At 60.4% G+C, this 12,205-nt stretch carries 12 protein-coding genes; 10 read left to right on the top strand and 2 right to left on the bottom strand.

Annotated elements, in window-relative coordinates:
• The first annotated feature begins 145 nt into the window (after positions 1-145).
• From atpA to ACED88_RS02735, 4 genes are all read left to right on the top strand, one after another.
• The gene (gene atpA, locus ACED88_RS02720) at positions 146-1,771 is read left to right on the top strand and encodes a F0F1 ATP synthase subunit alpha (RefSeq protein WP_185174460.1); all 1,626 of its coding nucleotides are present in this window, start codon (positions 146-148) and stop codon (positions 1,769-1,771) included.
• A 79-nt stretch (positions 1,772-1,850) separates the two neighbouring features.
• Entirely contained in the window at positions 1,851-2,771 is a 921-nt protein-coding gene (locus tag ACED88_RS02725; protein ID WP_449107991.1) for a F0F1 ATP synthase subunit gamma, read from the top strand.
• Positions 2,772-2,815: 44 nt separating this feature from the next.
• On the top strand, positions 2,816-4,279 hold the full coding sequence (gene atpD, locus ACED88_RS02730) for a F0F1 ATP synthase subunit beta (RefSeq protein WP_185174462.1): 1,464 nt from the start codon (positions 2,816-2,818) through the stop codon (positions 4,277-4,279).
• A 2-nt stretch (positions 4,280-4,281) separates the two neighbouring features.
• Entirely contained in the window at positions 4,282-4,539 is a 258-nt protein-coding gene (locus ACED88_RS02735; RefSeq protein WP_135011542.1) for a F0F1 ATP synthase subunit epsilon, read from the top strand.
• Positions 4,540-4,621: 82 nt separating this feature from the next.
• On the opposite strand, the gene nucS is transcribed toward ACED88_RS02735, so the two are convergent.
• Positions 4,622-5,338 (bottom strand): endonuclease NucS, encoded by a 717-nt coding sequence (gene nucS, locus ACED88_RS02740; RefSeq protein ID WP_237185871.1) that lies wholly within the window; start codon positions 5,336-5,338, stop codon positions 4,622-4,624.
• Between the two features lie 57 nt (positions 5,339-5,395).
• Between nucS and ACED88_RS02745 the strand changes: the two genes are divergently transcribed.
• Positions 5,396-5,737, top strand: a complete 342-nt coding sequence (locus tag ACED88_RS02745) for an ATP/GTP-binding protein (RefSeq protein ID WP_185174464.1) — start codon at positions 5,396-5,398, stop codon at positions 5,735-5,737.
• A 109-nt stretch (positions 5,738-5,846) separates the two neighbouring features.
• Here the strand turns inward: ACED88_RS02745 and ACED88_RS02750 are convergent, their stop codons facing one another.
• Positions 5,847-7,169 carry an AI-2E family transporter gene (locus ACED88_RS02750; RefSeq protein ID WP_449107992.1) on the bottom strand — a complete coding sequence of 441 codons (1,323 nt, stop codon included), beginning with the start codon at positions 7,167-7,169 and terminating at the stop codon, positions 5,847-5,849.
• 148 nt (positions 7,170-7,317) lie between these two features.
• Between ACED88_RS02750 and ACED88_RS02755 the strand changes: the two genes are divergently transcribed.
• The 5 genes from ACED88_RS02755 to ACED88_RS02775 all read left to right on the top strand — a co-directional run bounded on the left by ACED88_RS02755 (position 7,318) and on the right by ACED88_RS02775 (position 12,151).
• On the top strand, positions 7,318-8,235 hold the full coding sequence (locus ACED88_RS02755; protein ID WP_237236935.1) for a co-chaperone YbbN: 918 nt from the start codon (positions 7,318-7,320) through the stop codon (positions 8,233-8,235).
• Positions 8,236-8,289: 54 nt separating this feature from the next.
• Complete coding sequence (locus tag ACED88_RS02760) at positions 8,290-9,180, top strand: ABC transporter ATP-binding protein (RefSeq protein WP_237236936.1); 891 nt, start codon at positions 8,290-8,292, stop codon at positions 9,178-9,180.
• Entirely contained in the window at positions 9,162-10,781 is a 1,620-nt protein-coding gene (locus ACED88_RS02765; protein ID WP_449107994.1) for a hypothetical protein, read from the top strand. Before ACED88_RS02760 ends, ACED88_RS02765 begins: the two co-directional genes overlap by 19 nt.
• A 144-nt stretch (positions 10,782-10,925) precedes the next feature.
• On the top strand, positions 10,926-11,213 hold the full coding sequence (locus ACED88_RS02770; protein ID WP_185174469.1) for a DUF3039 domain-containing protein: 288 nt from the start codon (positions 10,926-10,928) through the stop codon (positions 11,211-11,213).
• 53 nt (positions 11,214-11,266) lie between these two features.
• On the top strand, positions 11,267-12,151 hold the full coding sequence (locus ACED88_RS02775) for a hypothetical protein (RefSeq protein ID WP_449107995.1): 885 nt from the start codon (positions 11,267-11,269) through the stop codon (positions 12,149-12,151).
• The last annotated feature ends 54 nt before the right edge of the window (positions 12,152-12,205 follow it).

The following is a 12,205-nucleotide window of genomic DNA, read 5'->3' on the forward strand; positions in this document are numbered from 1 at the left end:
AGTCGAGACCTCGACGGTGATTTAGAAGATACACAGACGACATCGGGCAAGCCTAAAGGCACAGCCCGAGCACGTCACACAAGTTTCGGTGGGCCTGCCGCCAGTCGGCAGGCACACCAACAAATTAGGAGAGCAGGGACATAAGATGGCCGATTTGACCATCAACGCCGATGATGTCCGTAACGCGCTGAACGAATTCGCAGCGTCTTACGAACCCGGCAATGCAGAGCGCGTAGAGGTGGGTCGTGTTGCATCAGCATCCGACGGCATCGCACGCGTTGAGGGCCTTCCCTCAGTAATGGCTAACGAGCTGCTTCGCTTCGAAGACGGCACCCTTGGCCTGGCACAGAACCTCGACACTCGTGACATCGGTGTCATCATCCTCGGTGACTTCACCGGCATTGAAGAAGGCCAAGAAGTTCACCGTACCGGCGAGGTTCTCTCAGTACCCGTAGGCGACGCCTACCTGGGCCGCGTGGTTGACCCCCTGGGCAACCCCATCGACGACCTGGGCGACATTGAAGCAGAAGGCCGCCGCGCCCTCGAACTTCAGGCTCCCGGCGTTACCCAGCGTAAGTCAGTTCACGAGCCCCTCCAGACCGGTCTCAAGGCAATCGACGCCATGATTCCGATCGGCCGTGGCCAGCGTCAGCTGATTATTGGTGACCGCCAGACCGGTAAGACCGCTATCGCGGTTGACACCATCCTGAACCAGAAGGACAACTGGGCAACCGGTGACCCCAACAAGCAGGTTCGCTGTGTCTACGTTGCTATTGGTCAGAAGGCATCAACCATCGCAGCAGTACGCGAAACCCTCAAGCAGCAGGGCGCTCTGGAATACACCACCATCGTGGCTTCCCCCGCATCTGACGCAGCAGGCTTCAAGTACCTGGCTCCCTACACCGGTAGCGCCATTGGCCAGCACTGGATGTACGGCGGCAAGCACGTCCTCATCATCTTCGATGACCTCTCAAAGCAGGCAGAAGCTTACCGTGCGGTATCACTGCTGCTTCGTCGTCCTCCGGGCCGCGAAGCATACCCCGGCGACGTCTTCTACCTCCACTCCCGCCTGCTCGAGCGCTGTGCAAAGCTCTCTGACGAGCTGGGTGCAGGTTCAATGACCGGCTTCCCGATCATTGAAACCAAGGCAAACGACGTTTCAGCCTTCATCCCCACCAACGTCATCTCCATCACCGACGGCCAGATCTTCCTGCAGTCAGACCTCTTCAACGCTAACCAGCGTCCCGCGGTCGACGTAGGTATCTCCGTCTCCCGCGTTGGTGGTGCGGCACAGACCAAGGCGATGAAGAAGGTCTCCGGTACCCTCAAGCTCGACCTTGCACAGTACCGCGCCATGGAAGCCTTCGCAATGTTCGCTTCCGACCTGGACGACGCTTCAAAGGCCCAGCTGACCCGCGGTGCTCGCCTCACCGAGCTGCTGCGTCAGCCCCAGTACACCCCCTACGCAGTTGAGGACCAGGTTGTTTCAATCTGGGCAGGCACCAACGGCTACCTCGATGACCTCGAAGTTTCAGACGTTCTGCGTTTTGAATCAGAGTTCCTCGACCACCTGCGCCGCTCCACCTCAGTACTGCAGGACATCGCAGCATCAGGCAAGCTCGAAGACGAAACCGTAGCAGCTCTCAAGACTGCCATCGTTGACTTCAAGCAGGGTTTCCGCTCCGAAGGCACCAGCCACCTCGTTGAGGCCGGCCACGAAGAGCACAAGCCCCTGTCAGACAGCGAAGTATCACAGGAAACCATCGGTTAGCGATTTTCCTAGCACGTGAGACGCCCCTCCAACAGAACCTGGGGGAGGGGCCCTCACCCTAGGAGTGAAAGGAATCTCTATGGGAGCCCAGATTAGGGTTTACCGCCAAAAGATTACTTCAACATCGTCTATGAAGAAGATCTTCAAGGCGATGGAGATGATCGCAACCTCACGCATTAACAAGGCACGTAAGAGCGCAGAGGCCGCTAGCCCCTACGCAAATGCGCTGACTAAGGCTGTCACTGCCATCGCGACCCAGCACCACATTGAGCACCCCCTGCTTAACGCACGCTCAAAGGCTAAGACCGGTCGCTCCGCAGTACTCGTCCTCACCAGCGACCGCGGCCTTGCGGGTTCATACTCCTCATCCGTCCTCAAAAAAACCGAGGGTCTTATTGAGAAGCTCCGCGGTGAGGGAGGTGAAGTCAAGCTCTACCTCATCGGTCGCAAGGCAAAGTCCTACTTTGACTTCCGCGAACGCGAATACGAGCAGGCATGGGAAGGCAACACCGACAACCCCAACGTCGAGATGGCCGTTGCAGCACGCGACGCCATCCTGGCAGCCTACGAAAACGGTGACGTCGATGACCTCCACATCATCTACACCGAATTCGTCTCCATGGTCAGCCAGGAAACCCGCGTCCTGCGTCTGCTCCCCATCGAGGTAGCAGACGCACGCGAACTCGGTGAAGAAATCCTGCCCGGCGAACGTCTCGAAGACGACCAGTTCCAGCAGAACTCAGTCTTTGAATTCGAGCCCAGCCCCAAGGAAGTTCTCGACGAGTTGCTACCCCGCTACATCGCCTCCCGCATCTATGCGTGCCTGCTAGAAGCAGCGGCCTCCGAACTGGCGTCCCGCCAGCGCGCGATGAAGTCCGCAGGTGATAACGCTGACGAGCTCATCAAGAAGTACACCCGCCTGATGAACAACGCTCGCCAGGCAGAAATTACTCAGGAGCTCAGCGAAATTGTTGGCGGCGCCGACGCACTCGCCTCCTAATCCACCAGACAACTTTCCACTCTCTACATAGGTAAGTGAGAACAATGACTGCCACTCTGAACGAATCGGCTACCGCGCCGGCTCAGGGCGCAACCGGTCGCATTGCTCGCGTTATCGGCCCTGTCGTTGACGTTGAGTTCCCTGCCGGCCAGGTACCTGACATCTACAACGCGCTGACCGCTGATCTGACCCTCAACGGCACCACCCGTAAGATCACCTTCGAGACTGCCCAGCACCTCGGTGATTCACTGGTACGCGCAATCTCCCTGCAGCAGACCGACGGCCTCGTCCGCGGCCAGGCTGTAGTTGACACCGGCGCTCCCATCTCCGTCCCCGTAGGCGACGGCGTCAAGGGCCACATCTTCAACGTCCTCGGTGACGCCCTCGACGTCTCCAACGACGAAATCAAGGCCGACACCTACTGGCCCATCCACCGCGCAGCCCCCGGCTTCGCAGACCTCGAAGGTTCGACCGAGATGCTGGAAACCGGCATCAAGTCAATCGACCTTCTGACCCCCTACATCAAGGGCGGTAAGATCGGTCTCTTCGGTGGTGCAGGCGTTGGTAAGACCGTTCTGATCCAGGAAATGATTACCCGCGTTGCCCGCAACTTCGGTGGTACCTCAGTATTCACCGGCGTCGGCGAGCGTACCCGTGAAGGTAACGACCTCTGGGTTGAAATGGAAGAAGCTGGCGTTCTGAAGGACACCGCTCTCGTGTTCGGCCAGATGGACGAGCCGCCGGGAACCCGTCTGCGTGTTGCGCTGACCGGCCTGACCATGGCGGAATACTTCCGTGACGTTCAGAACCAGGACGTTCTGCTCTTCATCGACAACATCTTCCGCTTCACCCAGGCAGGTTCTGAGGTTTCAACCCTGCTCGGCCGCATGCCGTCCGCTGTGGGCTACCAGCCTAACCTGGCCGACGAAATGGGTCTGCTGCAGGAGCGTATTACCTCAACCCGTGGTCACTCCATCACCTCCATGCAGGCGATTTACGTTCCTGCGGACGACTACACCGACCCCGCACCTGCAACCACCTTCGCCCACCTGGACGCAACCACCGAGCTCTCCCGTGAGATCGCTTCTCGTGGTCTGTACCCCGCGATTGATCCCCTGTCCTCCACCTCCCGAATCCTGGACCCCCAGTACATCGGTCAGGAGCACTACGACACCGCAATCCAGGTCAAGGCTATCCTGCAGGAAAACAAGGAACTTCAGGACATCATCGCCATCCTCGGTGTTGACGAACTCTCCGAAGAGCAGAAGGTCGTTGTTTCACGTGCCCGCCGCATCGAGCAGTTCCTCTCACAGAACACCTACACTGCAAAGCAGTTCACCGGTGTCGAGGGTTCAACCGTGCCGATTAAGGACACCATCGAATCCTTCCAGATGATCTGCCGCGGCGATGTTGACCACATCCCCGAGCAGGCCTTCTACAACATCGGTGGTATGGACGACGTCATGCGCCGTTACGAGGAAATCAAGGCACAGTCTGGAGCCAAGTAATCATGGCACTGAAAGTTGAAGTCGTTTCCCGTGAACGAGTCGTGTGGGTTGGCGAAGCCAAGTACGTGCGCGCACGCACCGTCGATGGCGACCTGGGTATCATGCCAGGTCACATCCCCACCATGGCCCTTCTCGCTGAAGACGGTGAGCTTCTGATCGAGGCAACCAGCGGTGAGAAGAAGACCACCCGCCTGCACGAAGGTTTCTTGACCGTCTCTAACGATCGAGTCACCATCGCAGCTAAGCACGCACAGATCTAACTAGATTTCTGTGATGAAAGGACGCCGCCCTTCCCCAGAGATGAGGGAGGGCGGCGTCCTTATTTTTTAGCTTTCTTCTTGTTTAGAAGAGGCGAGATTCCACGTCATCTACTCCGCGCATGGCATCGTAGTCGAGAGCCACACAGCGGATGCCACGGTCTTCTGCCAGCGTGCGGGCCTGGGGCTTGATGCGCTGGGCGGCAAATACACCCTGAACCGGTGCTAGCAGGGGGTCGCGGTTGAGGAGCTCTAGGTAGCGGGTGAGCTGTTCTACGCCGTCGATATCGCCCACACGTTTGAGCTCTACAGCCACAGAGACGCCCCCGGCGTCCTTAGCCAAAATATCCACCGGGCCGATTGCCGTGGGGTACTCGCGGCGCACCAGGCGGTAGCCCGCACCAAGAAGCTCAATCTGTTCAGCCAACAGGCGCTGTAAGTCGGCCTCAACGCCGTCCTTAATAAGGCCCGGGTCAATACCCAGGTCGTGGCTGAGTTCCCCGTGGGTGCCGAAGACACGAATGACTAGCTTGTCGTCGCTCTTGGCAGCCTGCACGGTCCACAGCTCGCTCACATCGGGGTCAAGATCCTCGGCTACCGAGGTGCCTTCGAACTCTTCGCGAGGGGAAATATGCAGGCGGCAGGGCGGGCTCATCCAGTTCAGGGGCTTGTAGGAGCCGCCGTCGGAGTGAATCAGCACCGAGCCGTCATTTTTGATCATGAGCAGGCGGGTAGCACGGGGCAGATGGGCATTGAGACGGCCCATGTAGTCTACGGAACAATCAGCTATAACTAAACGCACCGTACCACTCTAACAGGTGGCTTGGGCAGGTACACCGGTGCATGAAAGAATGGGGGAATGCCTCGTCGTTCTTCATCTAAGCCCCGCCGCCCTAACTCTAACTCCGGGGCAGCTCCCAGCAAGTGGCAGAAAGCCCGCCCCGCTGGGCGCGATATTTCCCGTATTCTTGACCCCGCCCCGCGAGTGGAACGGGCCCAAGACGGGGACTGGTATGTGCAATACATTCCCTCGATTAACGCTCTGAAAACCTATAAGTGCCCCGAATGTGGGCGGCCTATCCACCCAGGTATCGCGCACCTGGTGGTCTGGCAGCAGGACCACATGTTTGGTGCCCAGCGGGCTATCGAGGAACGCCGCCACTGGCACGAGCGGTGCTGGGCAACTCGTAGATTCTGGTAGAACCCGGCGAAAGCCAACTTCATCTAGGTCACGTTAGAAGTATAGAAAAACCCGGTAGCGGCCACTGCTCAAAGGCAGGGTGCTACCGGGCGGGGAAACTGGCGGTCGCTTAGAGCTGGTCCTGGCGGGGCACGAGTACCTCGTTGACCAGGATCAGCAGGGATGCTGCGACGGGAATCGCGATGAGGGCACCGAGCACACCCCAGAGAGAGCCGCCGGCTGCCACCGCGATGATAGCTACAGCACCGGGCACTGCTACTGCCCTGCTCATGATGCGGGGGGAGATGAAGTAGGCCTCAACCTGCAGGTAAATCAGGTAGGGGATCAGGAAGAAGAGGGCGGTCTGCCAACCGTCGATTAGCGAGATAACCGAGACCAGGATAGCGGCACTAACGCCACCAACGAGGGGAATGAAAGCCAGCAGCAGGACGAAGAGCATGAGTAGCTGGGCGAAGGGAACACCAACAACAAGCATAATAATGGCGGCGCAGGTAGCGTTGCAGATCGCTACCAGGGCCTGGCCCATCACGTACTGGCCGACTGAACTGGTGATTTTTTCGGTGAGATAGCCTACGCGGTCGCGTTTTGAGGCGGGGGCAAGGCGGATGAACCAGGCCTTGATGGTGGGTAGGGACGCGAGTACGTAGATGGAGAGGAAGAGCACGATGATGGTGCCTGTGGTGACCTCTGCCAGAGTGGAGCCTGCATTCATGAGGGAGTTAAGAAATCCGCTGACCACCGACGTATCGGAGGTGAGCTGTGCAAAGAATTTTTCCACCTCAGCATCTACCGCTGAACGGATGTGATACTGCCGGTCCAGACCCGAGAAAAAGTCTGAGTTGAGGAAGTTCTCAAACTGCTGGGGGAAGCCCGTGATAAAGGAAACCGCCTGTCGGGCGATGAGGGGAATGATCCAAAAAATGAGGGCAGTAGCTGCCAGCGCGAAGAGAAGGAAAACAAGGGTGACGCCCGCTCCGCGTGGCAGGCCCCACTTCTCTAGTTTTCGCACGGCTGGGTCTAGCCCCAGGCCGATAAAGACTGCACCGGTGAGCCAGCCTGCCAGGGCACCAATGTTGAGGACAAAGTACATGCCCATCCAGGCAAGCCCCACACCTACAGCCAGCATAAATCCGAAGTAGATAGGGTTGCTGATGTAGCGGCCCTTGCCGGGGGCCAGCGCGTGGGTTTCTGGGGGAGCGGGGGCGGCGCCGTCCTTATTCTCTTTGAGGTGGGCCGGTTCTTCGGGCACCTGGAGGCGGTGGCGGGGCCGGGCACCGGGGATAGCCGTTAGGGCGAACTTGTTGTTCTGTGACTGCCTGGTGCCGCTTTCTTCGGTGTTGGCCGGGGAATCTGGTTGCGCGGACGCCTGTGCGCGGCTGGTACGGGAGGTCAGAGACCGCAGGAGGCGGGAGGGAGAAAAAGATGAGGGCATGCTGGCTACTCGGGTAGGGGTGTAGTTACTGTGTTCAACCTTATCGTGATTCTGCCCTGGGCTAGAACTAGGGCAGGGGTGCCCGCTTACCGGCTGAGCTTTGGCACCATAGACAGTAGAGATATTTGTCGCTGTGAAAGGAAGGCCAATGGCCGGGATTGACGATCAGAACCTACCCGCTTCGGTACGAAACGCCCTGGACCTGGGGGCTGCGGGGTCGGCAGTTTCCAGCGCTGAGCCTGCTGAGGAGAGCTCCGCTGCCAGCTGGCGACTCGATGTGACCGATGTAGCCCAGTTCCAGCAGCTGGTGCAGGAGTCCAACCGGGGCGCCGTGATTTTTGCCCTGTGGGCACCTCACTCGCCGGCGTCGGTTCAGATGCTGGAGCAGGTAGAGGCCCTGGTGAACTCTGCCGGTGGCAACCTACTGCTGGCTGCCGTTGATATTACCAAGACCCCCGAGATCGGGCAGGCCTTCCAGATTCAGGGTGTGCCTGCGGCCGTGGCTGTGCTTGCTGGCCGCCCGGCCCCGCTCTTTAACGGTCCCGTTGAGCCCCAGGCCCTGACCGAGGTGCTGGGCCAGGTGCTGCAGCTCGCCGCTCAGCAGGGCCTACCCGGTGGGTTCGAACCGGTATTGTCAGAGGCCGAGAAGCCCCTACCGCCCCTGCATAGGGAAGCTATTGAGGCTCTAGATCGGGGCGATTACCAGGGAGCGGAAGCCGCCTATACACGCGCGCTCAACGAGAACCCGGGCGATACGGACGCTAAAATCGGCCTAGCCCAGGTGCACCTGCTTCACCGCGTCTCTACTTTAAACCTGGCGGAAGAACGCCAAAAAGCTGCCGCCGATGCTACCAACGTGCAGGCCCAGCTCAACGTCGCCGACCTAGATGTAGCTGGCGGGCATGTGGAAGACGCCTTCAACCGTCTTATCGCCCTCTTCAAGGCCGTGGACGCGGAGACCAAAACCACGGTACGCGAACGCCTACTGGAACTTTTCGAGGTTGTAGGCTCAGCCGACCCCCGCGTCACAAAGGCCCGTTCAGCCCTGATGATGGCTCTTTTTTAAGGAATCACCCTAGCGGGGGAGGGAAAGGCTCGTGATGCTGGCTACAGTGGAGATATGGCACACGAGAACCTTCCCCCGCAGAATGAACCTTACAATCAAACTCACAACCGGCCTGAAGAGGCACCCGGCAGCGGCTTGACTGAGCCGGTTTCAGCGCCGGTAGAAGCTGAAGTGGCAGAAGCCAGCAGGGGCAGCGCAGCCCTGGACATCATCAACCTGGTGAAGGTCTTTGGCCAGCAGGCTGCGGTAGACGGAGTCAACCTCACTGTGCCCCGAGGCTCCTTCTACGGGCTGGTAGGGCGCAACGGCGCAGGTAAGACCACCACTCTCTCCATGGCAACAGGCCTGCTCAAGCCCACCGCCGGGCAGGTACTGGTGGGCGGCCTGGACGTCTGGGCCAACCCCCTAGATGCTAAACGCCGGGTGGGCGTGCTGCCCGACGGCGTCCGCCTCTTCGACAAGCTCACCGGCGAGCAGCTCCTCACCTACGCCGGTCGCCTACACGGGCTCGATAAGGCAACCGTGGCTGAGCGAACCCGCGACCTGCTCATCGCTATGGATCTGACCGGGGCCGCCGGCCGCAAGGTCGCCGACTACTCAGCCGGTATGACCAAGAAAATAGCCCTGGCCTGCGCCATGATCCACGCCCCCTCCCTGCTGGTGCTCGACGAGCCCTTTGAAGCGGTCGACCCGGTCTCGGCCTCGAACATCCAGGATATTCTCAAGGCCTATGTAGCAGGCGGCGGAACCGTCATTATCTCCTCCCACGTCATGGACCTGGTCCAGCGCCTGTGCGACCACGTTGCCATTATGAACGCCGGCCGTATTTTGGCCTCTGGCACCGTGGAACAGGTGCGCGGCGGCGCATCGCTGGAAGAACGGTTTGTTGAACTGGTGGGCGGACGCGTTGTATCGGAGGGAATCTCATGGTTGCAGTCCTCCTAAAACTCAAGTTCGACCACTTCCTTGCAATTTTCCGTAACGGGAACGCCTGGGCTATCGTGGGTCTGGTCTTTGGCCTGCTCTACGGGCTCGGCGCCCTGGCGGGCGTGGCCGGTATAGGTTTCACCCTGCAAAACCCCACCGATTCCCTACTGATTCTGGGGCTGGCAGGTAGCCTGCTGACCCTGGCCTGGTGGCTGATACCCCTGGTCGCAGCCGGTGCCGACCCCACCCTAGACCCGGAGCGCCTCGCACCCTATCCCATTACCGTCCGCCAGCTCATGGGCGGCCAAGCCCTGGGGGCTCTGATCGGGGTGCCCGGTGCGCTGACGGTACTAGCCGTCCTGGCTCTGACGACCTCCAACTTCTACTCGCTAGCAGCTACCCTGGCTTTCATCCCGGCAGGTTTACTGGGTCTTGCCCTTGCCATTCTGGGCGGACGCCTGACCGCGGTAGCTTCTATACCCGTCCGCTCGCGACGCTCAGTGAGTAACGCCCTCACCCTTCTTGCCTTTGCGGCCCTGATTTTTGCCGGGCCCCTGATGCTGGCGACTATCACGGGCATCACCAGCAACACCGAGCAGCTCCGGCAGGTTCTCGGCTACCTGCAGTGGACTCCTGTAGCTTCAGCCTGGGCTATTACCCCGCAGGTAGGAGCCGGTCGCTACGGCATCGCTCTAGCTCTCACCGCGCTCACCCTGGTCTACTGTGGCCTGGCCTGGTTCATCTGGCAGTTCTTTGCGGCTAAAACCATGGCCAGCGTGGGAGATTCCACCGGGGTACAGGACGAAGGCAAAACCCTGGCCCAGGGTAACCTGGGGCTTCTTGGGCGCTTCCCGGCCACCGTGCGCGGGGCTATCGCCGCCCGTACCCTCGATATGATGCTCCGGGACTCCCGGGCCAACCTTAACGTGCTCATGATGCCGCTCATGTATATCTTGATGGTTTTTATCTCGGGGAGCTTTATCGTCTCAGCGAACGGGGTAGAGGAAGAGATGACGAACCCCATGGCCTTCGTCATGGCGGTCGCCTTCATACCGGCTATGGCAGGCTACTCCCAGTCTGCCCTGGCTTCTTTTGAAGGCTCGGCCTTCTCCCTGCACGCCCTCTCACCCCTGCGCGGCATTGACGATAGGCTGGGGCGGGCCTACGGCATGATGATGCTCTACCTGCCCATGATTGTGCTGGGCACCCTGGCTTTTGCCCTCCTGACCGGTCATGCTGCCTGGGCTCTGCCCTTGCTGGTGAGCTCCCTGGGAACCTACTTTATCGCCAACGGCATGGCCAACTACCTCGACACCGTCTTCAACGCACCCGTGGTACCACCGGGAACCAGCCCCTGGAAGACCCCGGAACAGCCAGACGGTATGGCTAAGACCATGGCACGGGGCCTTATCATCTTTATCCCTATGGCTCTCTCCCTGCCGTCCCTCATCGGTATGGGGGCCACGGCTATTACCGGTAGCATGCTCTGGCTCTGGTTGGGTGCCGCCGTCACTGCCCTGATCGGGGTAGCAGCCTTCTACCTGGGCGTCCGCGCCGGAGCGAAAAACTACGAACGGCACGTAGCAGACATGTACCAGCGAGTAGCCCGCTACAGCTAACCCACCCCTCAACCTGCTAGAAGCAGGCAACCCCACCAGCGGCGTCCGACCCCTGCCCCACGGCAGGAACCGGGCGCCGTCTTGACGGGGGCACTACACTGGAAGACAAGACCAAACCGCTCTGAACCTAAAAGGAGACCCGGCATGTCATCGATTCCCGGCATTGAAGACCCCTTCCCCGAAACCGCCCACTCCGGCGGCACCGCCCTACTGGAACGCGAAGAAGTCCAGAACGTCGAACCCGGCGACCACGAACGCTTCGCCCACTACGTGCGCAAAGAAAAAATCATGGAATCCGCCCTCACCGGCAAGCCCGTGCGCGCCCTCTGCGGTAAAAAGTGGACCCCCGGCCGCGACCCCGAAAAATTCCCCGTCTGCCCCGAGTGCAAGGAAATCTACGAGGGCCTTGCCCCCGGTAACGACGAGAACTAAAGAGCAGACATTACTCCCGTTCTTCAGAACCACCACTCAGGAAACACATCTACATGACCTCACCCCAAACCTCGCGCCGTACCCTGGCCACAGCCGGCCTCTGGGCGGCGCCCGTCGTCGCGTCCTCAGCCCTTGTGCCTGCCTACGCCGCCAGCACCAGCGTCATTACCCCTACTCTGACTGTACGCTGGGGGCTCTTCTCCCAGGTCGCTATCGAGGACGCCAGCGCCGGCTACAACACTAACGTCGGCGTAGCCTCAACCTTCGGCGGTACCAGCAACACCAGCGGTGACGTGCAGTTTGACGACTCCACCGGCCTCATTGCGGACGGCGCAACCGGCCTGGTTGCCAACGGCGAGGGCACCTTCACCCCCGGCGGTAGCCTGGGCGGCTTCAACTCCGGCACCTACGGCGGCACCGGCCTCTGGTTCTCCAGCCCCGAAGACACCACCGGAGCACCCGTAGCGGGCACCGCCGTCCTCGCCGCGGGAGCCTCCTTCCGCCTGGACTACGTGGTTACCTTCCCCGACGGCTGGGACCCCTTCCCCATCGACAGCGCGCGTGACGGCGAAACCCGCCACCTGGTCAAGCAGAGCGGCGGCAGCGCCGTAACCGCCACCGGCGTCAACAGCGCAGAGATGACCGCAACCTACGGAGCGCAGACAACCAACGGCCAGCAGCAGACCGTGAGCGTCACCTACACCACCAACGAGACCATCACCCTCACCTCAGACGGCTCAAGCACCTCAACCCTGGCCCAGCTGCTGCTCAGCCAGGCCCCGGTCTACTACGGGGACAACCCCGAAGCCGACTTCGAGGTCGTCCTCACCGTGGTCTCCGGCGCTATCGTTATCAACGCCACCGACGGCCGAACTGAAACCATCAACCTCGCCGGCCAAACCCTGAGCAACCTGCTACCCGCCCTGCCGGTAGCCTAGTCAACCAGACTCATCGAGAGATGACTCATAGCCCCATTCGCTCCCGAATGGGGC

It is taken from the genome of Rothia sp. 11273D007AR, assembly GCF_053547255.1.